At 68.7% G+C, this 26,680-nt stretch carries 25 protein-coding genes and 1 riboswitch; of the genes, 13 read left to right on the top strand and 12 right to left on the bottom strand.

Going from position 1 to position 26,680, the window contains the following annotated elements:
* Positions 1–37 precede the first annotated feature (37 nt).
* The 3 genes from def (at position 38) to ADK36_RS11345 (ending at position 3,450) form a co-directional block, all read left to right on the top strand.
* A complete protein-coding gene (def, locus tag ADK36_RS11335; protein WP_053197203.1) occupies positions 38–688 on the top strand; it encodes a peptide deformylase in 651 nt (216 codons plus the stop codon).
* Between the two features lie 300 nt (positions 689–988).
* Entirely contained in the window at positions 989–2,074 is a 1,086-nt protein-coding gene (gene cyc1 / locus ADK36_RS11340) for an epi-isozizaene synthase (protein ID WP_107083727.1), read from the top strand.
* Positions 2,071–3,450 (top strand): cytochrome P450, encoded by a 1,380-nt coding sequence (locus ADK36_RS11345; RefSeq protein ID WP_048582097.1) that lies wholly within the window; start codon positions 2,071–2,073, stop codon positions 3,448–3,450. Before cyc1 ends, ADK36_RS11345 begins: the two co-directional genes overlap by 4 nt.
* Before the next feature lie 47 nt (positions 3,451–3,497).
* On the opposite strand, the gene ADK36_RS11350 is transcribed toward ADK36_RS11345, so the two are convergent.
* Complete coding sequence (locus ADK36_RS11350) at positions 3,498–4,463, bottom strand: helix-turn-helix domain-containing protein (protein ID WP_048582095.1); 966 nt, start codon at positions 4,461–4,463, stop codon at positions 3,498–3,500.
* Between the two features lie 92 nt (positions 4,464–4,555).
* Here ADK36_RS11350 and ADK36_RS46095 point away from each other — a divergent pair, with 92 nt between their 5' ends.
* Entirely contained in the window at positions 4,556–4,795 is a 240-nt protein-coding gene (locus ADK36_RS46095) for a hypothetical protein (protein ID WP_078916261.1), read from the top strand.
* Here the strand turns inward: ADK36_RS46095 and ADK36_RS11355 are convergent.
* The 8 genes from ADK36_RS11355 to ADK36_RS11390 all read right to left on the bottom strand — a co-directional run bounded on the left by ADK36_RS11355 (position 4,708) and on the right by ADK36_RS11390 (position 14,208).
* A complete protein-coding gene (locus ADK36_RS11355) occupies positions 4,708–5,721 on the bottom strand; it encodes a ribonucleotide-diphosphate reductase subunit beta (protein WP_053197205.1) in 1,014 nt (337 codons plus the stop codon). The genes ADK36_RS46095 and ADK36_RS11355 overlap by 88 nt on opposite strands.
* A complete protein-coding gene (locus ADK36_RS11360) occupies positions 5,721–8,096 on the bottom strand; it encodes a ribonucleoside-diphosphate reductase subunit alpha (RefSeq protein ID WP_053197207.1) in 2,376 nt (791 codons plus the stop codon). Before ADK36_RS11360 ends, ADK36_RS11355 begins: the two co-directional genes overlap by 1 nt.
* A gap of 124 nt (positions 8,097–8,220) precedes the next feature.
* Positions 8,221–8,357: riboswitch (cobalamin riboswitch) on the bottom strand.
* Positions 8,358–8,409: 52 nt separating this feature from the next.
* Entirely contained in the window at positions 8,410–8,916 is a 507-nt protein-coding gene (locus ADK36_RS11365; protein ID WP_048582179.1) for a GNAT family N-acetyltransferase, read from the bottom strand.
* A 78-nt stretch (positions 8,917–8,994) separates the two neighbouring features.
* The gene (gene mctP / locus ADK36_RS11370) at positions 8,995–10,605 is read right to left on the bottom strand and encodes a monocarboxylate uptake permease MctP (RefSeq protein WP_048582092.1); all 1,611 of its coding nucleotides are present in this window, start codon (positions 10,603–10,605) and stop codon (positions 8,995–8,997) included.
* Positions 10,602–10,865 (bottom strand): DUF3311 domain-containing protein, encoded by a 264-nt coding sequence (locus tag ADK36_RS11375; RefSeq protein ID WP_078916260.1) that lies wholly within the window; start codon positions 10,863–10,865, stop codon positions 10,602–10,604. Before ADK36_RS11375 ends, mctP begins: the two co-directional genes overlap by 4 nt.
* Positions 10,866–11,004: 139 nt before the next feature.
* A complete protein-coding gene (locus ADK36_RS11380) occupies positions 11,005–11,223 on the bottom strand; it encodes a YbdD/YjiX family protein (RefSeq protein WP_053197247.1) in 219 nt (72 codons plus the stop codon).
* Entirely contained in the window at positions 11,174–13,348 is a 2,175-nt protein-coding gene (locus ADK36_RS11385) for a carbon starvation CstA family protein (RefSeq protein WP_053197209.1), read from the bottom strand. The genes ADK36_RS11380 and ADK36_RS11385 overlap by 50 nt, the downstream gene beginning before the upstream one ends.
* Before the next feature lie 95 nt (positions 13,349–13,443).
* Complete coding sequence (locus ADK36_RS11390; RefSeq protein ID WP_048582090.1) at positions 13,444–14,208, bottom strand: GntR family transcriptional regulator; 765 nt, start codon at positions 14,206–14,208, stop codon at positions 13,444–13,446.
* Positions 14,209–14,517: 309 nt separating this feature from the next.
* On the opposite strand from ADK36_RS11390, the gene ADK36_RS11395 reads away from it, so the two are divergent.
* The 6 genes from ADK36_RS11395 to ADK36_RS11420 all read left to right on the top strand — a co-directional run bounded on the left by ADK36_RS11395 (position 14,518) and on the right by ADK36_RS11420 (position 20,085).
* Positions 14,518–15,795, top strand: coding sequence for an extracellular solute-binding protein (locus ADK36_RS11395; RefSeq protein WP_048582089.1), 1,278 nt, complete (start codon positions 14,518–14,520; stop codon positions 15,793–15,795).
* Positions 15,796–15,927: 132 nt separating this feature from the next.
* The gene (locus ADK36_RS11400; protein ID WP_048582088.1) at positions 15,928–16,914 is read left to right on the top strand and encodes a carbohydrate ABC transporter permease; all 987 of its coding nucleotides are present in this window, start codon (positions 15,928–15,930) and stop codon (positions 16,912–16,914) included.
* Positions 16,911–17,741 carry a carbohydrate ABC transporter permease gene (locus ADK36_RS11405; protein ID WP_048582087.1) on the top strand — a complete coding sequence of 277 codons (831 nt, stop codon included), beginning with the start codon at positions 16,911–16,913 and terminating at the stop codon, positions 17,739–17,741. Before ADK36_RS11400 ends, ADK36_RS11405 begins: the two co-directional genes overlap by 4 nt.
* A 9-nt stretch (positions 17,742–17,750) precedes the next feature.
* Positions 17,751–19,250, top strand: a complete 1,500-nt coding sequence (locus ADK36_RS11410) for a glycoside hydrolase family 3 protein (protein WP_053197211.1) — start codon at positions 17,751–17,753, stop codon at positions 19,248–19,250.
* A gap of 59 nt (positions 19,251–19,309) precedes the next feature.
* Positions 19,310–19,558, top strand: a complete 249-nt coding sequence (locus tag ADK36_RS11415) for a helix-turn-helix transcriptional regulator (RefSeq protein WP_031479464.1) — start codon at positions 19,310–19,312, stop codon at positions 19,556–19,558.
* Complete coding sequence (locus ADK36_RS11420) at positions 19,555–20,085, top strand: hypothetical protein (RefSeq protein ID WP_048582085.1); 531 nt, start codon at positions 19,555–19,557, stop codon at positions 20,083–20,085. Before ADK36_RS11415 ends, ADK36_RS11420 begins: the two co-directional genes overlap by 4 nt.
* Positions 20,086–20,226: 141 nt before the next feature.
* On the opposite strand, the gene nagB is transcribed toward ADK36_RS11420, so the two are convergent.
* Positions 20,227–21,012: a glucosamine-6-phosphate deaminase gene (gene nagB / locus ADK36_RS11425; protein WP_048582084.1), complete on the bottom strand. Its 786-nt coding sequence runs from the start codon at positions 21,010–21,012 to the stop codon at positions 20,227–20,229.
* Between the two features lie 232 nt (positions 21,013–21,244).
* Between nagB and ADK36_RS11430 the strand changes: the two genes are divergently transcribed.
* Positions 21,245–22,333, top strand: coding sequence for an SIS domain-containing protein (locus ADK36_RS11430; RefSeq protein WP_048582083.1), 1,089 nt, complete (start codon positions 21,245–21,247; stop codon positions 22,331–22,333).
* Positions 22,334–22,450: 117 nt separating this feature from the next.
* Here ADK36_RS11430 and ADK36_RS11435 read toward each other — a convergent pair whose 3' ends face one another.
* Positions 22,451–23,203, bottom strand: a complete 753-nt coding sequence (locus ADK36_RS11435; protein ID WP_048582082.1) for an SDR family oxidoreductase — start codon at positions 23,201–23,203, stop codon at positions 22,451–22,453.
* Between the two features lie 97 nt (positions 23,204–23,300).
* Here ADK36_RS11435 and ADK36_RS11440 point away from each other — a divergent pair, with 97 nt between their 5' ends.
* Together ADK36_RS11440 and ADK36_RS11445 are read left to right on the top strand one after the other, a co-directional pair.
* On the top strand, positions 23,301–23,942 hold the full coding sequence (locus ADK36_RS11440) for a TetR/AcrR family transcriptional regulator (RefSeq protein ID WP_048582176.1): 642 nt from the start codon (positions 23,301–23,303) through the stop codon (positions 23,940–23,942).
* Between the two features lie 431 nt (positions 23,943–24,373).
* The gene (locus tag ADK36_RS11445) at positions 24,374–25,849 is read left to right on the top strand and encodes a sensor histidine kinase (RefSeq protein ID WP_107083721.1); all 1,476 of its coding nucleotides are present in this window, start codon (positions 24,374–24,376) and stop codon (positions 25,847–25,849) included.
* A gap of 272 nt (positions 25,850–26,121) precedes the next feature.
* Here ADK36_RS11445 and ADK36_RS11450 read toward each other — a convergent pair whose 3' ends face one another.
* Positions 26,122–26,379 carry a WhiB family transcriptional regulator gene (locus tag ADK36_RS11450; RefSeq protein WP_016639615.1) on the bottom strand — a complete coding sequence of 86 codons (258 nt, stop codon included), beginning with the start codon at positions 26,377–26,379 and terminating at the stop codon, positions 26,122–26,124.
* Positions 26,380–26,680: the final 301 nt, after the last annotated feature.

Raw genomic sequence — 26,680 nt, forward strand, 5'->3', positions numbered from 1 at the left:
CCCCCTCTTTTCTTGTGCAGGAAGGCATACGTCGGTCATGGCCCAGCAGGACACCGAGCAGCAGCACGCGGGCGTGCTCCCCGTGGATGACGAGGGGTTCGTCGTCGACACCGAGGACACGGAGGAGCGCGAGAACGCCTGGCGTGAGCGCGGCACCTCGCGGCCGATCACCGTCGTCGGGAACCCGGTGCTGCACAAGGAGTGCAAGGACGTCACCGAGTTCGGCGCGGAGCTGGACCAGCTGGTGGCGGACATGTTCGCCTCGCAGCGCACCGCCGAGGGCGTCGGCCTCGCCGCCAACCAGATCGGTGTCGACCTGAAGGTCTTCGTCTACGACTGCATGGACGATGAGGGCAGGCGGCACGTCGGTGTCGTGTGCAACCCGAAGCTCGTCGAGCTGCCCGCCGACAGGCGCCGGCTGGACGACAGCAACGAGGGCTGCCTCTCGGTGCCGACGGCATATGCGCCGCTGGCCCGCCCCGACTACGCCGAGGTCACCGGGCAGGACGAGAAGGGCAACCCCGTCAAGGTGCGCGGTACCGGGTACTTCGCTCGGTGTTTGCAGCACGAGACCGACCACCTGTACGGCTACCTCTACATCGACCGTCTCTCCAAGCGGGAGCGCAAGGACGCGCTCCGGCAGATGGCCGAGAACGAGCCCCGCTACCCCGTGGTCGCGAACGACTGAGGCATCCTCGAAGGCCCCACAAGCCCCTTGCGTACGGCGCCTGTTCAGGTTCACCTTCCTGACCGGGCGCCGTTCGCATGTCCGTCGCACGTTCGATCCCATACAGGCAACCAGTGATCCAGATCCAGTCACATAGGGGGAGATTCTCGGCACCGTGGGGTAGTGAATGAAGCAAATCCGTTCCCAGATCGGTCAGTTGTGGTGCTGAATGGAAGTGCGGGGATACGCAACGGCGCACGCCCGGCACAGCGGGAGGGGGCGTGCACAACTACACAACTGGCGGCTGAGAGGGGTTTGTTCGTGCATGCTTTCTCACACGGCACCACATCGACACCGACGGCGGTCCCGGTACCACCATCGCTCTCTCTCCCGGTGATCGAAGCAGCGTTTCCCAGGCAACTTCATCCGTATTGGCCCCGACTCCAGGAGAAGACCCGGACCTGGCTGCTGGAAAAGCGGCTGATGCCGGCCGACAAGGTCGAGGAATATGCCGACGGCCTGTGCTACACCGACCTCATGGCGGGGTACTACATTGGCGCCCCCGAGGAGGTGCTCCAGGCGATTGCGGACTACAGCGCGTGGTTCTTCGTCTGGGACGACCGGCACGACCGCGACATCGTCCACCGTCGTCCGGCGGCCTGGCGGCGGCTGCGGTTCCGGCTGCACGCGGCGCTCGACTCCCCCGAGGACCATCTGCACCACGAGGACGCGCTGGTCGCGGGGTTCGCGGACAGCATGGTGCGGCTGTACTCGTTCCTGCCCCGCACCTGGAACACCCGGTTCGCCCGGCACTTCCACGCGGTGATCGAGGCGTACGACCGGGAATTCCGCAATCGTACCGAGGGGTACATTCCCACGGTCGAGGAATACCTCGCCCTGCGCCGACTCACCTTCGCGCACTGGATCTGGTCCGATCTGCTGGAGCCGGCCGCGGGGCTGGAACTTCCGGACGCCGTACGGAAACACCCGGCGTATCGGCGGGCGGCGCTATTGAGTCAGGAATTCGCCGCCTGGTACAACGACCTCTGCTCACTCCCCAAGGAAATCGCGGGCGACGAGGTGCACAATCTCGGAATCAGCCTCATAAAAGACAAGGGGCTGACCCTGGAAGAGGCGGTTGCGGACGTCAGGCAACGGGTCGAGGAATGCATATCCGATTTCCTCGTGGCCGAGCGGGACGCCCTGGAATTCGCCGACTCCCTGGCCGACGGCACGCTGTGGGGAAAGGAACTCAGCGCCGCCGTACGCGCCTGCGTCTGCAATATGCGCAACTGGTTCAGCTCCGTCTACTGGTTCCACCACGAGTCCGGCCGGTACATGGTCGACAGCTGGGACGACCGGTCCACGCCCCCGTACGTCAACAACGAAGCGGCAGGTGAGAAATGACCGTCGAGTCCGTCCGCCCCGAAGCCCAACCCCGTGTGGCTTCGGAACTGTGTGAGCCGCCCCTCGCCGGCGGTGGGGTTCCGCTTCTCGGCCACGGCTGGAAGCTGGCCCGAGATCCGCTGGCCTTCATGGCCGCGCTCCGGGACCACGGCGACGTCGTACGCCTCAGGCTCGGTCCCAAGACGGTGTACGCCGTCACCACGCCCGACCTCACCGGCGCCCTGGCGCTGAGCACCGACTTCAAGATCGACGGGCCGCTGTGGGAGTCCCTGGAAGGCCTGCTCGGCAAGGAGGGCGTGGCCACGGCGAACGGCCCCCGGCACCGGCGTCAGCGACGCACCATCCAGCCCGCCTTCCGGCTCGACGCGATCCCCGCGTACGGGCCGATCATGGAGGAGGAGGCACATGCGCTGACCGAGCGCTGGAAGCCCGGCGAGACCATCGACTGCACCTCCGAGTCCTTCCGGATCGCGGTGCGCATCGCCGCCCGCTGCCTGCTGCGCGGCGACTACATGGACGAGCGGGCCGAGCGGCTGTGCAACGCGCTCGCCACCGTCTTCCGGGGCATGTACCGGCGGATGGTGATCCCGCTGGGGCCGCTGTACAGGCTGCCGCTCCCGGCCAACCGCGAATTCAACCGGGCCCTGGCCGATTTGCATCTCCTGGTCGACGAGATCGTCGCCGAGCGCCGGGCATCTGGTCAAAGGCCGGACGATTTGCTGACGGCATTGCTGGAGGCGAAGGACGAGAATGGCGACCCCATCGGGGAACAGGAGATCCACGACCAGGTCGTCGCGATAGTCACCCCGGGCAGTGAAACCGTGGCCTCCACCATCATGTGGCTGCTGCATGTGCTCGCGGAACATCCGGAACACGCCGACAGGGTCTGTGCGGAGGTCGAATCCGTCACCGGCGGGCGGCCCGTGGCATTCCAGGACGTCCGTAGCCTCAGGCACACGAACAATGTCGTCGTGGAGGCGATGCGTTTGCGCCCCGCGGTCTGGATTCTGACGCGACGGGCGGTGACCGATACGTCACTCGGTGGCTATCGCATTCCGGCCGGGGCCGACATCATCTACAGCCCCTACGCGATCCAGCGGGACGCGAAGTCGTACACGGACAACCTCGCCTTCGACCCCGACCGCTGGCTTCCGGACCGCGTCAAGGACGTGCCGAAATACGCCATGAGTCCGTTCAGCGTGGGCAACCGCAAGTGCCCCAGCGACCACTTCTCGATGGCGCAGCTGTCGCTGATCACGGCGGCGCTGTCCGCCAGGTACCGCTTCGAGCAGGTGTCCGGTTCGAACGACGCGACCCGGGTGGGCATCACCCTCCGCCCGCACAAGCTGCTGCTGCGGCCGGTGCCGAGGGACTAGGGCATGTCGTTCGGACCACGTCGGCGTCGCGGGGCGTCAGAGAGGACCTACGCCGCGTTCGGCCCCTGGAACGTCCTTCGGTACGAGTTCGGGGTCGTCCCCAGGGCCCGTACGAACTGATGGCGCAGTGCGGCTGCCGTGCCGAACCCTGTTCGACCGGCGATCGCGTCCACCGTCTCGTCCGTCGCCTCCAGCAACTCCTGTGCCAGCAGCACGCGTTGGCGCAGGATCCAACGGTAGGGAGTGGTGCCGGTCTCCTGCTGGAAGCGGCGGGCGAAGGTGCGCGGGGACATGAGCGCACGCTCGGCGAGCTGCTCGACGGTGAGCTCCTCGTCGAGGTGCCGCTCCATCCACGCCAGCACCTCGCCGACCGTGTCGCACTGTGAGCGGGGCAGCGGGCGCTCGATGTACTGGGCCTGCCCGCCGTCCCGGTGCGGCGGGACCACCATGCGCCGGGCGATCTTGTTGGCGACCTCCGGCCCCTGCTCCTGCCGCACGATGTGCAGACAGGCGTCGATGCCGGCGGCGGTGCCGGCGCTGGTGATCACCGGCCCTTCGTCGACGTACAGCACATCGGGCTCGACGACCGCCCGCGGATGCCGCAGGGCCAGCTCCTCGGCGTGCCGCCAGTGCACACTGCACCGCCGCCCGTCGAGCAGCCCCGCCGCGCCCAGCACGAAGGCGCCGGAGCAGACGCTGAGTACCCGCGCACCCCGGTCCACGGCCCTGACCAGGGCGTCCAGCAGCTCGGGCGGATAGTCGCGGGTGACGTACTCGCTGCCGGCCGGGACGGTGATCAGGTCGGCCTCGTCCAGCCGCTCCAGGCCGTACGGCGTCGAGACGGTGAGGCCGCCGACATGGGTGCCCAGGGTCGGACCCTCGGCCGAGACGACCGCGAAGTCGTAGGTGGGCAGCCCTTCGTCGCTGCGATCGATGCCGAACACCTCGCAGACGACGCCCATTTCAAAGAGATGTACACCGTCGAGAAGGACGGCGGCGACGTTCCTCAGCATGCTGCCAGTGTGCCTCGAAGCTGGCAGTAAATCGAGGGTGTGCGGCAGTCCTGCCACTTTTCGTAAGGAGTGTCCGGCGCGACAGTGGTGTCATGACTACAGAACAGGTACAGACACTGCTCGCCATGGTCGTCGTGCTCGGCATGTTCGTCCTCCTGGCCCTCCCGTCAGTGATCGGGATCGTGCACGACCGGCGCATCGACCGTCAGATCAGGGAGGCCCAGGAACGCGACAGGGCGGAGGCTCAGAAGTCCTCGTCCAGGTCGACGGTGCCCTCCACCGCCACCTGGTACGCCGAGGGACGCCGCTCGAAGAAGTTGGTGAGCTCCTGAACACCCTGCAGCTCCATGAAGGAGAAGGGGTTCTCGGAGCCGTACACCGGAGCGAAGCCGAGCCGCGTCAGACGCTGATCGGCGACACACTCCAGGTACTGCCTCATCGACTCGGTGTTCATGCCCGGGAGGCCGTCACCACACAGGTCGCGCCCGAACTGGAGCTCGGCCTCGACGGCCTCCCTCAGCATGTCGGTGACCTGCTGCTGGAGCTCGTCGTCGAAGAGCTCCGGCTCCTCCTTGCGGACCGTGTCGACCACGTCGAACGCGAAGCTCATGTGCATCGTCTCGTCGCGGAACACCCAGTTGGTGCCGGTGGCCAGGCCGTGCAGCAGGCCCCGGCTGCGGAACCAGTACACGTAGGCGAAGGCACCGTAGAAGAACAGGCCCTCGATGCACGCCGCGAAGCAGATCAGGTTGAGCAGGAAGCGACGCCGGTCGGCCTTGGTCTCCAGGCGCTCCAGCTTCTCGACCTCGTTGATCCACTTGAAGCAGAACTCGGCCTTCTCGCGGATGGAGGGGATGTTCTCGACGGCGTCGAAGGCCGCCGCCCTGTCCTCGGGGTCGGGGAGGTAGGTGTCCAGCAGCGTCAGGTAGAACTGGACGTGCACGGCCTCCTCGAAGAGCTGCCTGCTCAGGTACAGGCGCGCCTCGGGGGAGTTGATGTGCTTGTAGAGGGTCAGCACCAGGTTGTTCGCGACGATCGAGTCGCCCGTCGCGAAGAACGCGACCAGCCGGCCGATCATGTGCTGCTCGCCCTCGGACAGCTTCGCGAGGTCGGCGACGTCCGAGTGGAGGTCGACCTCCTCGACGGTCCAGGTGTTCTTGATGGCGTCCCGGTAGCGCTCGTAGAAGTCCGGGTAGCGCATGGGGCGGAGAGTCAGCTCGAAGCCAGGGTCGAGGAGATTGGCGTTACGGGCGGTCATTACTGGCAGGCCTCGCAGGACTCGGGGTTTTCCAGGGAGCAGGCGACGGCGTCTTCGGGCGCCGGCTGCTGTACGGGGATGGTGGCCTGTGCGGCGCGGGCGATGCGGGTCGCCGGGCGCGAGCGCAGGTAGTACGTCGTCTTCAGGCCCTGCTTCCAGGCGTACGCGTACATCGAGGAGAGCTTGCCGATGGTCGGCGTCTCCAGGAAGAGGTTCAGGGACTGCGACTGGTCGAGGAAGGGCGTCCGCGCCGCCGCCATGTCGATCAGTCCGCGCTGCGGGATCTCCCACGCCGTGCGGTACAGGGCCCGCACGTCCGTCGGGATCCAGGCGAAGTCCTGCACCGAGCCGTTCGATTCGCGCAGCGCCTCACGGGTCCGGGCGTCCCAGACGCCCAGCGCCTTCAGCTCGTCGACCAGGTAGGAGTTCACCTGGAGGAACTCGCCGGACAGCGTCTCGCGCTTGAACAGGTTGGAGACCTGCGGCTCGATGCACTCGTAGACGCCGGCGATGGACGCGATGGTCGCGGTGGGGGCGATGGCGAGGAGCAGGGAGTTGCGCAGGCCCGTCGCGGCGATACGGTCGCGCAGCGCGGCCCAGCGCTCCGGCCAGGTCAGTTCGACGCCGTAGTGGTCGGGGTGCAGGACCCCCTTGGCCGTACGGGTCTTCTCCCAGGCCGGCAGCGGGCCGTTGCGCTCGGCGAGGTCGGCGGAGGCCTCGTAGGCGGCGAGCATGATGCGCTCGGCGATCCGGGTGGACAGGGCTTTCGCCTCGGCCGAGTCGAACGGCAGCCGCAGCTTGAAGAAGACGTCCTGCAGGCCCATCGCGCCGAGCCCCACCGGCCGCCACTTGGCGTTCGACCGGCCCGCCTGCTCGGTCGGGTAGAAGTTGATGTCGACGACGCGGTCGAGGAACGTGACGGCGGTGCGGACCGTGACGTCCAGCCGCTCCCAGTCGATGTCGCCGGTCGCCGTGTCGACGAACGCGCCGAGGTTGACGGACCCCAGGTTGCAGACCGCCGTCTCCCCGTCGTCGGTGACCTCCAGGATCTCCGTGCAGAGGTTGGAGGAGTGGACGACATGGCCGGGCAGGGCCGTCTGGTTGGCGGTGCGGTTGGCGGCGTCCTTGAAGGTCATCCAGCCGTTGCCGGTCTGCGCGAGGGTGCGCATCATGCGGCCGTACAGATCACGGGCCGGGATGGTCTTCTTGGCGAGCCCGGCCGCCTCCGCCTTGCGGTACGCCGCGTCGAACTCCTCGCCCCACAGGTCGACCAGCTCGGGCACGTCCGACGGCGAGAACAGCGACCACAGCGCGTCGGCGTTGACCCGCCGCATGAACTCGTCCGGGATCCAGTGCGCGAGGTTCAGGTTGTGCGTACGCCGGGCGTCCTCACCGGTGTTGTCGCGCAGCTCCAGGAACTCCTCGATGTCGGAGTGCCAGGTCTCCAGGTAGACCGCGGCGGCACCCTTGCGCCGGCCGCCCTGGTTCACGGCGGCGACCGAGGCGTCGAGGGTCTTCAGGAACGGGACGATGCCGTTGGAGTGCCCGTTGGTGCCGCGGATCAGCGAACCCCGGGAGCGGATGCGGGAGTACGAGAGGCCGATGCCGCCGGCGTGCTTCGAGAGGCGGGCGACCTGGTGGTAGCGGTCGTAGATGGAGTCCAGCTCGTCCTTGGGGGAGTCGAGGAGGTAGCAGGACGACATCTGGGGGTGTCGGGTGCCGGAGTTGAAGAGCGTGGGGGAGGAGGGGAGGTAGTCGAGGCGGCTCATGAGCCCGTAGAGCGCGGCGACTTCGTCCACCGACCGGAGGGTGTCGTCCTCGGCGAGACCGGCGGCGACGCGCAGCATGAAGTGCTGGGGCGTCTCGATGACCTTGCGGGTGTAGGGGTGCCGCAGCAGATACCGGCTGTGCAGGGTACGCAGGCCGAAGTAGCCGAAACGGTCGTCGGCGCCCGTGTCGACCAGGGCGTCGAGCCGGGCCGCGTGGATCCGCGCGAACTCGGCGGTCCGGTCGGCGACGAGGCCCTCGCGGTGCCCGACCGCGACCGACTCGGTGAAGGACGTGACGCCCTGCGAGGCGGCCTCCTCGCGGATGCCGATGGTCAGCAGCCGGGCGGCCAGCCGGGAGTAGGCGGGGTCCTCGGAGATCAGACCGGCCGCGGCCTCCGTCGCCAGCTCGCGCAGCTCCGCCTCGTCCGCGAGCGCGGACCGGCCGCGCAGCGCGGCGGCGGCGACCCGGCCGGGGTCGGCGTCGGGGAGGTCGGCGGTCAGCTCGGTCAGGGTCCGCAGCAAGGCGGTGCCCGGAGCGTCCTCGGCGGTGGGGACGGTCGGGACAGTCGGGGCGGCTGAGGCCGGGTCTGCTGGCGCGATGGTCACGTGGGGGCTCTCCCTCGCTCGGCACGGGGGCCTGGCGGAGGGCAGGGGGCAGCACACGAGCGCACGCGGCGTCGCGTCCACCGGCCCACTCCACGAGGCCCGGACGTCAGGCGCGCCGGCCGGGTGGCCGGGCGCGCTGTCGGCAGGTCCTCGGACTGACTCCTGTGCACGGTTCTGGGAACAGGTATGCACAAGTACACCGTTGCGGGACAGTTCCGGATTCGCACCGGATTCCCCTGCGGCGACAGCGAGCATGAGCATACATCTTGTGCCGGGCTGTCGTGTCACCCCCAGATGTTGTGTCGCGGTGGTTTCAGAGCGTCAACTCATAGGTGAGCAGAGTGATGCCGACGAGATGCGGGACCGGGTTCCAGTCGCGCTCGGGTGTGCGGACGAAGCCCAGGCGTTCGTAGATGCGGTGGGCGCTGTGCATGGTGCGCTGGGTCGACAGGACGATGCGTCCGCAGGCTTCCGTGGCCCGTGCGCGGTCGACGCAGGCGCGCACGAGGGCCTCGCCGACGCCCCGTCCGCGTGCCGCGTGGTCGACGGCGAGCATCCGGATCTCGGCCTCGCCGGAGCGGGCTATGTCGGCCATGGGGCCGCCGCTCGGCACGAAGGTCACACCGCCCAGCAGCCGGCCCTGCCCGACCGCCACCAGGACCTGGGCGGCGGCCGCCCGGGTGGCCACGTCCCTCAGTTCGCCGAGGTACTCGTCACGCTCACCGAAGTCCAGGAGGCCGTCCTGGAGGTAGGCCCGGGCGGTGATGTCGCCGAGGGCGTCGTACTCGTCGGGTTGCGCCTGCCGGATCGCGATGTCCATGCGGGTGAGTGTGCCGGACACACAAGACGGCGGGCCGCCGGATTTCTCCGACGGCCCGCCGATGCCGGGTTCAGGTACTCAGTGCGACGTGCCCGCCGTAGCCGGCGGCAGCTCGACCTCGACGCCCGGGTCGCCCGCGTCCGCCGTGTAGTCCTCCGGCCTCGTCTCGTCGATGCCCTCCGGGGCCTTCGCGGCCTTCAGGACGAAGGTCAGGACCACCGTGACCACCACGTTGAGCACGAACGCCGTCAGGCCGATGTAGCCGATCTCACCGATGCCCGGGATCTCCTTCGCCGAGCCGCCGAAGTGCTTCTGGGTCGGGGAGGCGACGCCGTACGCGGCGACCGTGCCGTAGACCATGCCGACCGCCCAGCCGGCCAGCAGGGCCCAGCGGTGGAACCAGCGGGTGAACAGGCCGCCGACCAGGGCCGGGAAGGTCTGCAGGATCCAGATGCCGCCCAGCAGCTGGAAGTTGATCGCGACCGTCTTGTCCATGGTGAGGACGAAGACCAGGGCGCCCACCTTCACCAGCAGCGAGACCAGCTTGGAGACCTTGGTCTCCTGCGCGGGCGTCGCGTCGGGCTTGATGAAGTCCTTGTAGATGTTGCGGGTGAAGAGGTTCGCCGCCGCGATGGACATGATGGCGGCCGGGACGAGGGCGCCGATGCCGATCGCCGCGAAGGCCACGCCCGCGAACCAGGACGGGAACATGTCCTCGAAGAGCTGCGGGATCGCCAGCTGGGGGTTGGTGGCCTTGACGCCGGCCGCGATCGCCATGAAGCCCAGCAGGGCCAGCAGGCCGAGCATCAGCGAGTACAGCGGCAGGATCGTGGTGTTGCGGCGGATCACCTCACGGCTCCTGGAGGAGAGCGTCGCGGTGATCGAGTGCGGGTACATGAACAGCGCGAGCGCGGAGCCCAACGCCAGCGTGGCGTACGTCCACTGGCCCGCTTCCGGCGGCACCAGACCGCCGGCCTTGGCTGCCGTGTACTTCTCGTTCGCCGCCGTGAAGATCTCGTCGAACCCGCCCAGCTTGATCGGGATGTAGATGATCGCCACCGCGATGACGATGTAGATCAGCGTGTCCTTGACGAACGCGATCAGCGCGGGGGCGCGCAGGCCCGAGGAGTAGGTGTACGCCGCCAGCACACCGAAGGCGATGAGGAGGGGGAGGTCCTTGATGAACCAGTTCGTGTTCTCGCCGCCGCCGACGCCCATCACGTCCAGCACCGCCTGGATGCCGACGAGTTGGAGCGCGATGTACGGCATCGTCGCCAGGAGGCCGGTGACGGCCACGGCCAGCGACAGGCCCTTCGAGCCGAAGCGCCCGCGTACGAAGTCCGAGGTCGTCACATAGCCGTGCTTGTGTGAGACCGACCACAGGCGGGGCAGGAACGTGAAGATCAGCGGGTAGACGAGGATGGTGTAAGGCACCGCGAAGAAGCCCGCCGCGCCCGCCGCGTAGATCGCCGCCGGGACCGCCACGAAGGTGTACGCCGTGTACAGGTCGCCGCCGAGCAGGAACCAGGTGACCCAGGTGCCGAACGACCGGCCGCCCAGGCCCCATTCGTCGAGGCTGTGCTCGTTCTCGGCCTTGCGCCAGCGCGCTGCGAGGAAGCCCATGACCGTCACGGCCAGGAAGAAGAAGATGAAGACGGCGAGTGCCACGCCGTTCACGCCGTCGTTCATTCCGGCGCACCGCCCTTCTGGGAGGCACGCGCGCGCTGGTCACGCTGCCACAGCTTGTACGCGACCATCGTCAGCAGCGTGGAGATCAGGACCCACAGCATCTGGTACCAGTAGAAGAACGGGATGCCGGCGAACTCCGGGTCGGTCTTGGCGTACGAACCCACCCACAACATCGCCACGAAGGGCGCGACGAGACAGAGCGCGATGACGACACGCACGGGTGTCACCAGCCCTCTGTTCACCTCTGGGGCATCTGACATCTGACGGCTCCGTCCCCTCACTGATCACCTGTGAAACGCGCAGGCAATGTAGGTGACGGCGCAACTACAGCGGAAGACCCTGTCCGCATATCGGATGTGGAGGATTGGTGTGTGTGGCAGTCCTGCGGCCGCGCTGCGTTCAGCAGCAGCGGAACCCCTGGCGCGGGTCGGCCTCCTGACGGCCCGTCCGCATCCGCTCGAAGTCACGCCGGGAGAGCACCTCGGCGTCCGGGTGCTCATGCCGTACATATGCAACATAGCGGTCGTACGCGGACTCGTCGGTCAGCTCGCGCACATACCAGCGCACGCTACTGAGGACCCGCCGGAGGCTGGGTGCCGGCCTCGGACGGGGTGCCAGCCGAAACGACCGCACGGCTCTCCTCCTCCTTCTCTTCCTTCGTGGCGATCAGCCCGGCCGGAGCGATGATCTTCGACTCCACGTACGGCGCCTCACTGAGCGTGGACAGGGCAGGGCGGCGGACGTGCCGGACGCAGACGCGGGTCGCGTCGACGATCACCACGACCACCAGTAGCGCGAGGAACGCCGAGAGAACGCCGTCCACCGTGGAGTTGGTGACCACGGTGTGCATGTCGTCCATGGTCTTGGCGGGCGGCAGGACCTCGCCCCGGTCGATGGCGTCCTGGAAGACCTGACGCTGCTTGAAGAAGCCGACCTTCGGGTCGCTGGAGAAGACCTTCTGCCAGCTGGCGGTGAGGGTCACCGTGGCGTCCCAGGCGAGCGGAACCCCGGTGATCCAGGCCCACTTGAGGCGTCCGGACTTCACCAGCAGGGTCGTGCAGACGGCGAGGGCGACCGCCGCGAGCAGTTGGTTCGAGATGCCGAAGATCGGGAAGAGCTGGTTGATGCCGCCGAGGGGCTCGTGGACGCCCACCCACAGGAAGTAGCCCCACAGGCCGCACACCACCGCGCTGGTGATGACCAGCCCGGGCTTCCAGCTGACGTTCCTGAAGGGCCGGTAGACGTTGCCCAGGATGTCCTGGAGCATGAACCGGCCCACGCGGGTTCCGGCGTCCAGCGCGGTCAGGATGAACAGCGCCTCGAACATGATCGCGAAGTGGTACCAGAAGGCGCGCAGGCTCCCGCCGGTGACCTCGGAGAAGATCTCCGAGACACCGATGGCGAGCGTGGGGGCACCGCCGGTCCGGGAGAGCAGGCTCGACTCCTCGACGTTCTCCGCGGCCCGCGCCAGCGCCTCGGGGGAGATCTGGTAGCCCCAACTGCCCACGACCTGCGAGGCGTTCTGCACGGTGTCGCCGATGACCCCGGCGGGCGCGTTCATCGCGAAGTACAGGCCGGGGTCGATGATGCTCGCCGCTACCAGCGCCATCACGGCGACCGACGACTCCATCAGCATGGAGCCGTAGCCGATCACGCGGATCTGCGTCTCCTTCTGGATCATCTTCGGCGTCGTACCGGAGGAGATGAGCGCGTGGAAGCCGGACAGGGCGCCGCAGGCGATGGTGATGAACACGAACGGGAACAGGGATCCCGCGAAGACCGGGCCGTCGCCGCGTGAGGCGAAGTCCGTCACCGCGTCCATCTTCAGCGTCGGCAGGGCGATGACCACGCCGAGGGCGAGCAGGACGATCGTGCCGATCTTCATGAAGGTCGACAGGTAGTCGCGCGGCGCGAGCAGCATCCACACCGGCAGGATCGAGGCGATGAAGCCGTACGCCACCATCCAGACGACCAGCGTCGAGGGTGCGAGGGTGAAGGCGTCGGCCCATGACGACTCGGCGACCCAGCGGCCCGCGACCAGCGCGAACAGCAGCAGCCCGACACCGATGAGGGAGACCTCGGCGACCCGGCCGGGGCGCAGGACCCGCAGGTAGAAGCCCATCAGCAGGGCGATCGGGATCGTCATCGCGATGGAGAAGGTGCCCCAGGGGGACTGCGCGAGGGCGTTGACGATCACCAGGGCCAGCACTCCGAGCAGGATGATCATGATGACGAAGGTGGCCAGCAGCGCGGCCGCGCCGCCGAACGGGCCGATCTCCTCGCGCGCCATCTGCCCCAGCGAACGTCCGTCACGGCGGGTGGAGAAGAACAGCACCACCATGTCCTGGACCGCGCCCGCGAAGATCACGCCGACGATGATCCAGATCGTGCCCGGGAGATACCCCATCTGCGCGGCCAGCACCGGCCCGACGAGCGGCCCGGCACCCGCGATCGCCGCGAAGTGGTGGCCGAGGAGGACGCGGCGGTCGGTGGGGTGGAAGTCGATGCCGTTGTTGAGGCGTTCGGCCGGGGTGGCCCTGGTCCTGTCGACTTTCAGGACCTTGTACGCGATGAACTTGGCGTAGAAGCGATAGGCGATCGCGTACGAGCCGAGGGCGGCCGCGACCATCCAGGCGGCGGAAACCTCCTCGCCGCGCGAGAGCGCGAGCACGGTCCACCCGGCGGCACCGACCAGCGCGACCAGGGTCCAGATGACGATGGTTCGGGGATTCGCGGTACGCACCGGGGAGTCCTCCCGTCCATGCGGCGACGGGAGGAACGTAGGGCAGGACGCGCGGTTGCGCTACACCGCGTGCGGTACCGGATACCGGAAGTGCCTTAATCCTGAGGGCGCTTGAGCCGGGCCACGAACTTGTACCGGTCGCCCCGGTACACCGACCGCACCCACTCCACGGGCTCGCCCGTCTTGTCGATCGAGTGCCGGGACAGCATCAGCATCGGCAGGCCCACGTCGGTGCCGAGCAGGCCGGCCTCGCGCGGGGTGGCCAGGGAGGTCTCGATGGTCTCCTCGGCCTCGGCGAGATGGACGTCGTAGACCTCGGCGAGCGCGGTGTAGAGGGAGGTGTACTTGACCAGGGAGCGGCGCAGGGCCGGGAAGCGCTTGGCGCTCAGGTGGGTGGTCTCGATGGCCATCGGCTCGCCGTTCGCCATGCGCAGCCGCTCGATGCGCAGCACCCGGCCGCCGGCGGTGATGTCGAGCAGGTCGGCGAGGCGGTCGTCGGCGGTGATGTAGCCGATGTCCAGCAGCTGCGAGGTGGGTTCGAGGCCCTGGGCGCGCATGTCCTCGGTGTACGAGGTGAGCTGGAGCGCCTGGGAGACCTTCGGCTTGGCGACGAACGTGCCCTTGCCCTGGATGCGCTCCAGGCGCCCCTCGACGACCAGCTCCTGGAGGGCCTGGCGCACGGTGGTGCGCGAGGTGTCGAACTCGGCGGCCAGGGTGCGCTCGGGCGGGACCGGGGTGCCGGGCGACTGGGTCTCCGTCATGTCGAGCAGGTGCTTCTTCAGGCGGTAGTACTTGGGCACGCGCGCGGTGCGAACGCCTGCCCCACCCTCGTTCTCCGCACTGCTGACATCGGTACTCATGGTCTGCCTTCCCGGCTCCGGATGCGGGTCACATCGTGATCCCTTCTGTATACCGTCGCCCGCCTCTTTTGGTCTAGTCCACAGCGTCATGTGGTCTAGCGGACGAGCGTACTCCGGAGTCCGTGTTTTCGCTGCCTTCTTACTTAAAGGTTCCTGCATATGTAGGTCCCATAACGGCTGGTCAGGGGCTATTCGGCCACCCTTGACACGCTTCGTGGTCTGGTCCAAGCTCCCCCTACTGGTCTACACCATTGGTCCAGGTCCCGGCCTGTTGGCGGGGGAGGTGTGGGCATCCCTGAGGAGGGTGGCGTGAAGCGCAAGCTGATATCCGCGATCGGTGTCGCGGGCATGATGATCTCGCTGGCGGCGTGCGGGGGCGACAACGGCGACGGCGGGGACAAGGCCGGGGCGGACGGGTACGCGGGCCAGACGCTCACGGTGTGGGTGATGGACGGCTCCTCCCCGGACCAGTGGCAGAAGGACGTCCAGGCCGCCTTCGAGAAGAAGACCAAGGCCAAGGTCAAGTTCGAGATCCAGCAGTGGAACGGCATCCAGCAGAAGCTGACCACCGCCCTGTCCGAGGAGAACCCGCCGGACGTCTTCGAGATCGGCAACACCCAGACCCCGGCCTACGCCAAGACCGGCGGCCTCGCCGACCTCGCCGACCTCAAGACCGAGATCGGCGCCGACTGGGCCGCGTCCCTCAACGAGTCGTCCATCTACGACGGCAAGCAGTACGCCGCCCCGTGGTACTTCGCCAACCGCGTCGTCCTCTACAACAAGAAGGTCTGGGCCGAGGCGGGCATCAAGGACACCCCCAAGACCCGCGACGAGTTCTACGCCGACCTCAAGCAGATCGGCGAGAAGACCGACGCCGAGCCCATCTACCTGCCCGGCCAGAACTGGTACCACTTCGTCGGCCTGACCATCGGTGAGGGCGCCGAGCTGGTCAAGAAGGACGGCGACAAGTACGTCTCCAACCTCGACGACCCGAAGATCGCCGCCGCCATGGAGACGTACAAGAAGTTCCAGGCCCTGTCCAAGGCGCCCAAGGACAAGGACGAGGCGACCCCGCAGCAGGGCGAGGTCTTCGGCAAGGGCAACGTCGGTGCCTTCATCGGCATGGGCTGGGAGGCCGGCATCGCCATCAAGGCCAACCCGAAGATCGAGAAGGAGATCGGCTACTTCACGATCCCCGGCGCCACGGCCGACAAGCCCGAGGGTGTCTTCCTCGGCGGCTCCAACCTCGCGGTCGCCGCGGGCAGCCAGAAGCAGGAGCTGGCCAAGGAGTTCCTGAAGATCGCCCTGTCCGACCAGTACGAGGGCGAGCTGGCCAAGCTCAACGGCGTCATCCCCAACAAGGAGTCGCTGCAGACCAACCTCAAGGGCAACGCCGTCGCCGAGGCCGCCGCGCCGGCCGCCGCGGGCGGTGGCACCACGCCGCTGATCCCGGAGTGGGCCGCCGTGGAGAACGCGCCCAACCCGATCAAGACGTACATGACCGCCGTGCTGAACGGCAAGTCCCCGGCCGAGGCCGCCAAGCAGGTCGAGGACGAGTTCAACAAGCGCCTGGCGCAGCAGCAGTAAGCAGCCGCAGTAAGGCGCCGGTGTTCGCGCCGGGGTGGGGGATGTGCATGCCGCCTCCCGCCCCGGCGACCGCACGCGGGTCTACGTACGTAGGTCGAGAGGCCGAGAAGGCCGAGAAGAGAGATCGCGAGCATGACCGTGCAGACCGAACGGCCGCCCTCCGGCCCGGTGGACGTGACCAAGAGGGATGAGAGCGGGCCCGCCGGACCGCGGCGCCGAGCCGCGTCCCGCGCCGGCACGCTCACCCCGTACCTCCTGCTGCTGCCGGCCTGCGCGGCCACCGTGCTGCTGCTCGGCTGGCCGCTGCTGAAGGACGTTTTGCTGTCGTTCCAGAACCTCAACATGGCGCAGCTGATCCAGCACGTCACCGAGTGGAACGGCATCGACAACTACAAGGAGGTCCTCACCGGCGAGGACTTCTGGCGCGTCACCCTGCGCTCGATCCTGTTCACGGCGGTCAACGTCGTCCTGATCATGGTCCTGGGCGCCCTGGTCGGCCTGCTGCTCGCCCGCCTCGGCCGGCGGATGCGGGTCATGCTGCTGGTCGGGCTCGTGCTGGCCTGGGCGATGCCCGTGGTCGCCGCGACCACCGTCTACCAGTGGCTGTTCGCGCAGCGCTTCGGTGTCGTCAACTGGGTCCTGGACAAGCTGGGCTGGCACTCCATGGCCGACTACAGCTGGACCAGCAGCCAGATGTCGACGTTCTTCGTGGTCACGGTCCTGATCGTCTGGATGTCGATCCCGTTCGTCGCGATCAACCTCTACGCCGCCACGACCACCATCCCGAGCGAGCTCTACGAGGCCGCGTCGCTCGACGGCGCGGGCGCCTGGAAGAGCTTCACCACGGTGACCATGCCCTTCCTGCGGCCGTTCCTCTACGCCACGACCTTCCTGGAGATCATCTGGGTCTTCAAGGCGTTCGTGCAGGTCTTCACCATCAACGGCGGCGGCCCCGACCGGCTCACCGAGATCCTGCCCGTCTACGCCTACATCGAGGGCGTCGGCAACCAGCACTACGGCATGGGCGCGGCGATCGCCGTCCTGACCATCCTGATCCTGCTCGGCCTCACCGCCTACTACCTGCGGATCGTGCTCAAGCAAGAGGAGGACGAGCTGTGAAGCGCTCGCTCTTCGGCCGTCTGTGGCCCAACGTCACGGCCGTCGTCCTGTTCATCGGCTTCGTCTTCCCCGTGTACTGGATGTTCTCCACGGCCTTCAAGCCGACCGGCGACATCATCTCGGAGGACCCGGTCTGGTTCCCGACCGACATCACCTTCGAGCACTTCAAGCGGGCGACCGGCGTCGACCACTTCTGGACGTACGTCTCCAACTCGCTGATCGTCACGCTGTGCGCGGTCGGTCTCGCCCTGCTCGTCGCGCTCGCGGGCTCCTTCGCCCTCGCCCGGATGCGGTTCAAGGGGCGGCGGGGCTTCGTCATCGGCTTCATGCTGGCCCAGATGGCGCCCTGGGAGGTCATGATCATCGCGATGTACATGATCGTGCGGGACGCGTCGATGCTGAACAGCCTCGTGCCGCTGACGGTCTTCTACATGATGATGATCCTGCCCTTCACCATCCTGACGCTGCGCGGCTTCGTCGCCGCGGTGCCCCGGGAGCTGGAGGAGGCCGCGATGGTCGACGGCTGCAGCCGCGCCCAGGCCTTCCGCAAGGTGATCCTGCCGCTGCTGGCCCCGGGCCTGATGTCCACGTCGCTGTTCGGCTTCATCACCGCATGGAATGAATTCCCCCTGGTCCTGGTGCTGAACAAGGAGGCGGAGGCACAGACCCTGCCACTGTGGCTGTCCAGCTTCCAGACCGCCTTCGGCAACGACTGGGGCGCCACCATGGCGGCGTCCTCCCTCTTCGCCATCCCGATCCTGATCCTCTTCGTCTTCCTGCAGCGCAGGGCCGTCAGCGGCCTGACGGCCGGCGCGGTGAAGGGATAACGCAACCCGATGACGACAATCGCCAGCGCCACCGACACTTTGACGCGCGATGCCCTGACCGTTCTGCAGCCCGGCTTCACCGGCACCACCGCCCCCGACTGGCTGCTGCGCCGGCTCGGCGAGGGCCTCGCCTCCGTCGGCCTGTTCGGCCGCAACATCGCCTCGCCCGAGCAACTGGCCAAGCTGACGGCCCAGTTGCGGGTCGAGCGCGACGACGTCCTGGTCGCGATCGACGAGGAAGGGGGAGACGTGACGAGGCTGGAGGTCAGGGCCGGCTCCAGCTTCCCCGGCAACCACGCCCTCGGCGCGGTGGACGACGTGGAGCTGACCCGGGAGGTGGCCTTCGAACTCGGCCGTCGCCTGGCCGGCTGCGGGGTGAACCTCAACTGGGCCCCGTCGGCCGACGTGAACTCCAACCCCGCCAACCCGGTCATCGGCGTCCGCTCCTTCGGCGCCGACACCGCCCTGGTCGCCCGCCACACCGCGGCCTATGTCACCGGCCTCCAGTCGGCGGGCGTCGCCGCCTGCACCAAGCACTTCCCGGGCCACGGCGACACGGCGGTCGACTCCCACCACGCGCTCCCGCGCATCGACGCGGCCCTGGACGTGCTGGCGGACCGCGAACTCTCCCCGTTCCGCGCGGCGATCGCCGCCGGCACGCGGGCGGTGATGAGCGCGCACATCCTCATCCCCGCCCTGGACCCCGACCACCCGGCGACCCTCTCCCGCCCGGTCCTGACCGACCTCCTGCGCGGCGACCTCGGCTACACCGGCCTGATCGTCACCGACGGCATGGAAATGCAGGCCATCGCGGCGACTTACGGCATCGAACGCGGCAGCGTCCTCGCCATCGCGGCCGGCGCCGACGCGATCTGCGTGGGCGGCGGCCTGGCCGACGACGAGACGGTACGACACCTGCGCGACGCCCTGGTCGCAGCGGTCCGCTCGGGCGAACTCCCCGAGGAGCGGCTGGCGGAGGCCGCGCAACGGGTCCGCGAGCTTGCCCACTGGACGGCGACCGCGGCACCGGTGACCGACGGCGACGGCGACGGCCGGACGGACGTGGGCCTCGTCGCGGCCCGACGCGCGTTGCGGGTGACCCGCGCGGAAGGTGAGGCGGGCTTCACCCCCCTCACCGAACCGCCCTATGTCGCCGCCTTCACCCCGGTCGCGAACATCGCGGTCGGCGACGAGACACCGTGGGGCGTCGCCGCCGAACTGGCCCGACTGCTCCCCGGCACCGAGACCGGCAGCTACACGGGCGAGGACGCCGGCCGAGCGGCCCTGGAAGCGGCCGGCGGACGCCGAGTGGTGGCCGTGGTCCGTGACGAACACCGCCACCCCTGGATGGCAACCGCGCTCGACACCCTGGTGCAAGCCCGCCCGGACACGATCGTCGTCGAGATGGGCGTGCCGCAGGCGGAACCCCGCGGCGCCCTGCACCTCGCCACGCATGGCGCGGCGCGCGTGTGCGGGCGCGCGGCGGCGGAGGCCATCGTCGGCGCGTGAGACCGCATGTGCGGCCTTCCCTGTTGCAGCTGTGCCCTCGAATGTAGTACTTCTTATACATGAGCGAGCAGGTACACAACAGGTTGGCGATGGTGCGCGCCGAGCGCAAGGTGTCGCGCCAGAGCCTGGCCGAGGCAGTGGGAGCCCACTACCAGACCATCGGCTATATCGAGCGGGGGCAGTACAACCCGAGCCTCGACCTGGCTTTGAAGATCGCGAAGTTCTTCGATCTGCCGGTCGAGGCCCTGTTCTCCCTCGAACCGTTCCGCCCGCTCACGGACGAGGTCTACGGGAGGAAACAGTCATGACGACCACACAGCTGACGCGCTACGACCGGAGCATGCTGCGGTTGATGAACGACCGCCGAGGGCGCCCGCTGTACGCCACGACCACGCGCCGCCGGGTGGTCGTCGCCGCGCATGTCACGCTCACCGTGGCCATCGAGGCGCTGATCGGCTACTTCTGCCTCGCGCCGGCCGAGCCGGTGTGGCCCGCCGCCGTCGCCGCGGTGCTCATGCTGCCCTGGATGATGGCGACCGGCGTGATCAACGGCGCCACCCGCGGCCTGCTGGAACTACGCGAACGCGCCCTGGACGAGCGGCAGTCGGCGGACCGCATGCGGGTGCTCGCCCGCGCCCACCGCGTGATGACCTGGCTGCTGGCCGGGTCCGTGGTCGGCCTGCTGGCAGCGGGCGCGGCCGACGGCGACGCCCTCCGGGTCTATGCGGCCCCCGTCCTCGCCGTCGTCCTCACGGCCCACTGGCTGATGCCGCTGTGGGTGGCCGGCCTGACCGCCCAGGACGAGCCGGCCGAGGACGAGGCCGCCGTCCTCTAGCGGCGGCTCCCGCCCGGAGCGAACCGGGCCGTCTCCGGCGAAGCGTGCGGCGGGCTCCCCGATGCGGGCGCCCGCCGCACGCATCGACGATCTGCCGAACACTCCATGCGCCGCACGGGGCCCGGCGGACGCCTGAAACCCCTAAATCCCCTGCCAGTCCGGCTTGTTGGCGTAGGTGTGCCGGAAGTAGTCCGCCAGCTTCAGCTTGGACGCGGCGGCCTCGTCGACAACGACCGTGGCGTGCGGGTGCAGTTGCAGTGCCGAAGCCGGGCAGACGGCGGCGATCGGCCCCTCGACGGTCGCGGCGACCGCGTCCGCCTTACCCTCACCGGTGGCCAGCAGCACCAGGTGCCGCGCCTCCAGAATCGTCCCGATTCCCTGCGTGATGACGTGATGCGGCACCTGCTCGATGTCGCCGTCGAAGAACCGCGCGTTGTCGACCCGGGTCTGCTCGGTCAGCGTCTTGATCCGCGTCCGCGAGGCCAGCGACGAGCACGGCTCGTTGAACCCGATGTGCCCGTCGGTCCCGATCCCGAGCAACTGCAGGTCCACTCCGCCCGCCTCGGCCAGCGCCGCGTCATAGGCCTCGCAAGCCCCCTGCACGTCCTCGGCCGTACCGTCCGGCCCCATGAACGCGTCCATCCCGATCCCGAGCGGCTCCAGCACCTCCCGCCGCAGCACCGACCGGTACGACTCCGGGTGCTCGGCGGGCAGGCCCACATACTCGTCGAGCTGTGCGATCCGCGCCCTCGCGACGTCCACGGCGCCGGCGCGCACCTTGGCCGCGAGCGCCGTGTAGACGGGGAGCGGTGTCGACCCGGTGGCCACGCCGAGCAGGGCGTCGGGCTTGCGCCCGAGCAGCCGGGCCATGGCCTCGGCTATCAGCTCGCCACCCGCCTTGGCGTCCGGAACGATGACAACTTCCACGCTGGGCCTGCCGATCTGAAGAGGGACTCGAAGGGCGCCCTGAAGGGGCATGTGGTTTAGACCAATCTAACAGAGCGGAGTCCCGCGGCCCAGGTGAACGGAAGCCTCGCGGACATTTCGGGAGCCCGTCGGGAAGGCGTCATCACCCGTGGGGGAGTGGAATGGAGACTGTCCGTCCCAAGCGCCGGTCGCCGGCCCGGCATGACGAGCGCGAGAGCAGGAAAGGGGCCCCATGACCGCCACGACCCCATACCCTCCGGACCCCCACGCCCCGCACAACGAACTCCCCGGCCTGATCATGGCCCGTGAGATGGCCGAACAGCCCGCCGTGCTGCGCCGGATCCTCTCCCACGGCGCCTCCGCCATCCGCGAGGTCGCCCAGGAGATCGCCGCCCGCGCACCCCGCTTCGTCCTGCTCACCGCCCGTGGCACCTCCGACAACGCCGCGCTCTACGCCAAGTACCTCCTGGAGATCCGCCTCGGCCTGCCCTGCGGGCTGACCTCGATGTCGACCACCACCGCCTACGGTGCCCGCCCCGACCTCGCCGATGTCCTCGTCATCACCGTCAGCCAGTCCGGTGGTTCCCCGGACCTCGTCGCCTCGACCCGGGCCGCCCGCGAGGCCGGCGCGATCACGCTCGCGGTGACCAACAACCCCGACTCCCCGCTGGCCGCCGTCTCCGAGTACCACCTCGACATCATGGCCGGACCGGAGAGGGCCCTCCCCGCGACCAAGACCTATACGGCCTCCCTTCTCGCCCTGTACCTCTTCGTCGAAGGTCTGCGCGGCGGCGACGGCGCTCCCGCCAAGGCGCTCCCGGACCTCGCCGAGCAGACACTCGCCCGGCAGGACGAGATCCGCGCTCTCGCCGCCCGCTACCGCTTCGCCGAACGCATGGTGATCACCTCCCGTGGCTACGGCTACCCCACGGCCAAGGAAGCCGCCCTCAAGCTGATGGAGACCAGCTACATCCCGGCCCTCGCCTACTCCGGCGCCGACCTCCTGCACGGCCCGCTCGCCATGGTCGACAACGTCTCGCCGGTCATCGCGGTCGTCACCGACGGCAAGGGCGGCGAGGTACTCCAGCCCGTCCTCGACCGACTCCGCGGCCGGGGAGCCGACCTGGTCGTCATCGGCGCCCGGCACCAGGTCGAGCAGGCCTCGGCCGGTTTCGTCCTCCCCACCGAGGGCGTGCCCGAGGAGCTCCAGCCGATCCTGGAGATCCTCCCGCTCCAGCTCCTGGCCTACGAGGTCACCATCGCCCGCGGGCAGGACCCGGACGCGCCGCGCGCGCTGGCGAAGGTGACGGAGACGCGCTGATCCCGGGCGCCCCGAGGAGCTGAACCCCGAGCGCCCCGAGGAGTTGAACCCAGGGCGCTCTGAGAGGCTGGGCCCCGGGCGCCCAAAGAGCTGACCCCGGGGCTCCATGAGATGGCGCTACGTCAGCGATCCCCCCGTCGCGTCCACCCAGCTCCCCGTCACCCACCGGCCCGCGTCCGACGCCAGAAACGCCACCACGTCCGCCACATCGGCCGGTGTCCCCACCCGGCCGAGCGCCGAATATGCCGCGGCCCGCGCCCAACCGCCCTCGGTGCCGTGCAGGAGCTCGGCGGTGTTGTCCGTGTCGATGATCCCGGGCGCCACCGAGTTCACCGTGATTCCCCGCGGGCCCAGCACCTTGGACAGGTCCCGCGTGAAGACGTCGAGCGCCCCCTTGGTCATGGCGTACGCCATGTTGTCCGGCATCGCCGCGGTGCGTGCCAGCCCCGAGGAGATGTTGATGACCCGGCCACCGTCCCGCAGCCGGCCGAGGCCGTGCTTGACGATGAAGTGGGGCGCCTTCACGTTCACCGCGAAGACCCTGTCGTACTCCTCCTCGTCTATCTGTCCGAGCGCCGACGACGTGCCGATCCCCGCGTTGTTGACGAGGATGTCCAGCCCGTCGGCGTGCCGGTCGAACTCCTCCCACAGCGCCTCGGCGTCCCCCGGCGACCCCAGCTCGACGCCGATCGCGAACGCCGAGCCGCCGGCCGCCTCGATCGCGGCCACCGTCTCCTTCGCCGCCGCCTCGCTCCTGCCGTAGTGCACGCCGACCCGCGCGCCGTCGCGCCCCAGCCGCTCGGCGATCCCACGCCCGATCCCCCTGCTCGCTCCCGTGACCAGAGCCGTCCTGCCCGCAAGCGCACCCATGCCGGCGCCCCCTTCGCATTTACCTAGCGGTCGCTACAGAAATGACCGTAGATCACGCCGCTGACATTTGTCTAGCGTCCGCTATAAAATGCACTCCATGGTGAGCAACAAGGAGAGCGAGGGAGTCGGGGCGACGGGCCGTCCGGCATCCAAACCCCGCGGCCGCCCCCGCTCCTTCGACCGCGAGACCGCCCTGGAGAAAGCGATCCTCGCCTTCTGGGAGCACGGCTACGAGGCGACCTCCGTCTCCGACCTCACGCGTGTCATGGACATCGGCGCCCCGAGCCTGTACGCCGCCTTCGGTGACAAGCAGTCGCTCTTCGAGGAGGTCGTCCGCGAGTACGGCGTGCGGTACGGCTCCTTCGGTGATCGCGCCCTCGCCGAGGAGCCCACCGCCCGTGCGGCCGTGGCGCGGATGCTGCACGAAGCCGCCTCGGAATACACCGATCCGGCCCGTCCGCACGGCTGCCTGATCGTCCATGCGGCGACCAACTGCTCGACGCCCGAGGTCGAGGAGTCGCTGCGAAGGCGGCGCAACGCCAACATCGCCGCCATCCGGAGCCGTATCGAAGCGGACATCGCCACCGGCGCCCTCCCCGCCGACGCCGACACCGCCGCCCTCGCCCGGCATGCCGGCGCGATGATCCAGGGCATGTCACAACAGGCGCGCGACGGGGCGAGCCGGGAGGAACTGGAGGCGCTCGCGGAAATTGCCATGGCCAACTGGCCCCGCACATGAACCCACACGGGTTAGGCTGCGTGATGGATACCAGGGCGTCCTACTAGTGCTGCAACTGGTCGGAGTCCGCGAAGAAGCGTCAACAGCAAACAGGCTCCAACGCATGGACACACGAGAGTGGTCTAGTCCACAATTGCGAGGGAGTGCGTAGTACGAGAACGCACCGACTTCCGTCTTCCCCGCACAGGAAGACGGACCGAGGAACCGGAGCTCTCTGCCCTGACTGCCCCGGCTCCTCATCCTTCGGCCGACTGGGACCGCACACCCCACGGCCGATGTTGCTCCGGGCTGCGGTGCCGGGAGGGTTGAGGGTCCCTCTCAGGCGCCGCGGCCCGCGGGTGTTTCCGGGGCCGGATCGCCCCCCCCGTAACGGCTGGTTTCCAAGTGGCTGGTTTCGAACGATGTCCGTACCGCCAGGTACGCTCGGCCACGTGCCCTCCATGAACGAACTCGTACGCCAGCACACGGCCCTCGACGACTCCGACCTCGAGTGGCTCCACCTGCTGGTCTCGGAGTGGCAGCTGCTCTCCGACCTCTCCTTCGCCGACCTCGTCCTGTGGGTCCCCACCAGCGACGGCACCCGCTATGTCTCCGTCGCGCAGATGCGGCCCAACACCGGCCCGACCTCGTACCAGGACGACATGGTCGGCCACCTCGTCCCACGCGGCCGCCGCCCGATGCTGGACGCCGCGCTCGACGAGGGCCGGATCGTGCGGGAGGGCGACCCCGAGTGGCGCGAGGAGGTGCCGGTCCGCGTCGAGTCGATTCCGGTACGACGGGACGGGCGCGTCCTGGGCGTCATCGCGCGCAACACCAACCTGCTGACCGTCCGCACCCCGAGCCGCCTGGAGCTGACGTACCTCCAGAGCGCCTCGGACCTCGCCCAGATGATCGCCGCCGGCTCGTTCCCGTTCGCCAATCAGCAGGTCGACATGGACGCCTCGCCGCGGGTCGGCGACGGCCTGATCCGCGTCGACGCCGACGGCATCGTCCAGTACGCCTCCCCGAACGCGCTGTCCGCCTACCACCGCCTCGGCCTCGCCTCCGACCTCGTCGGCCACCACCTGGGCAAGACCACCGCCGAACTCGCCCCGACCCACGGCCCGGTGGACGAGGCGCTCGCCAAGGTCGCCAGCGGCTGGGCGCCCCGTGAGTTCGAGATCGAGTCGGGTGACGGCGTCATCCAGTTCCGGGCGATCCCGCTCAAGCCCAAGGGCACGCGCATCGGTTCGCTGGTGCTGCTCCGGGACGTCACCGAACTGCGCCGCCGCGAGCGCGAGTTGATCACCAAGGACGCGACGATCCGGGAGATCCACCACCGCGTCAAGAACAACCTCCAGACGGTGGCCGCCCTGCTCCGCCTCCAGGCTCGGCGCATCGAGTCCGATCGCGGCCGCGAAGCTCTGGAAGAGGCGGTACGACGGGTCGGCTCGATCGCGATCGTGCACGAGACGCTCTCCCAGAACCTGGACGAGCGCGTGGAGTTCGACGAGATCGCCGACCGGGTGCTGGCGATGGTCGCCGAGATCTCGCCCGGCAAGGTAGCCGGCCGGCGCACCGGCCGCTTCGGCATCCTCGACGCCGAGGTCGCCACCCCGCTGTCGATGGTCCTGACCGAGATCCTTCAGAACGCCCTGGAACACGGCTTCCGCGAGGGCGACACCGGCACGGTCGAGGTCTCGGCGGTCCGTGGCGGTACGACCAAGCAGGTCCGCCTCCTGGTCACCGTGCAGGACGACGGCGTGGGCCTGCCCGAGGGCTTCGATCCGCACACCGCGGGCAACCTCGGCCTCCAGATCGTACGAACCCTGGTGGAGGGCGAGTTGGGCGGCACGTTCGACATGGTCAGGGCGCCGGAGCGGGGGACCAGAGTGATCCTGGACATCCCGGTGCGGGCGCAGAAGTAGCGCATGTAGAAGTGGTGGCCCACGCGTAGGAGTAGTACATGCGCAGGAGTGGTCCGCGCAGAGGTTGTTCACGCGCGGAAGTAGTCCATGCGCACAAGTGCTCCCGGTGTCGTACACAGCAAAGAGCCCCGGACCATGTGGTCCAGGGCCAGTGCTCGTTGCTGCTCTGCAATCGCTAAGCGCATCGGGGGTACTGCGCGCTGCGGCTCGGGGGCGGGAGATGCGTACTCGCTGTACGCGCCGCCAAGCTCAGGCTGTGCGGGGCGGGTGTGTCAGGCGGAGGCCTGACGGGCCCGGTTGCGGGCGGCGCGGCGCTTCATGGCGCGGCGCTCGTCCTCGCTGAGACCACCCCAGACGCCGGAGTCCTGGCCGGACTCGAGCGCCCACTGCAGGCACTGCTCCATTACCGGGCAGCGACGGCAGACGGCCTTGGCTTCCTCGATCTGCAGCAGCGCAGGACCGGTGTTGCCGATGGGGAAGAAGAGCTCGGGGTCTTCCTCGCGGCAAACGGCGTTGTGACGCCAGTCCATGGCTGCTACCTCTCCTTGAATATTACTTGCAGGTTGCTTGTGAATGTGAACGCTTTCACGAATCCCTCAACAAGTGAAGGGCCTACCGCCAGGTTCCCTGGCGTGGGTCCTGTGATTTGAAGGGGGATTCCGGTGATCCGTGGAGGCTGGTGTTGCGGGCCGTCCCGATCGCCATGTAGAGACTCGCAAACCTCAGCGACGGATACAACCCCTTCCGGAAAGTTTTTTTTGATTCCTCGGTGTCGACTAGGTCACAGCCGTACTTCCATGGGGTGGATCCTGGCCTAAACGTTCGAGTGAA

It is taken from the genome of Streptomyces viridochromogenes, assembly GCF_001270495.1.
GTDB classification, from domain to species: domain Bacteria; phylum Actinomycetota; class Actinomycetes; order Streptomycetales; family Streptomycetaceae; genus Streptomyces; species Streptomyces viridochromogenes_A.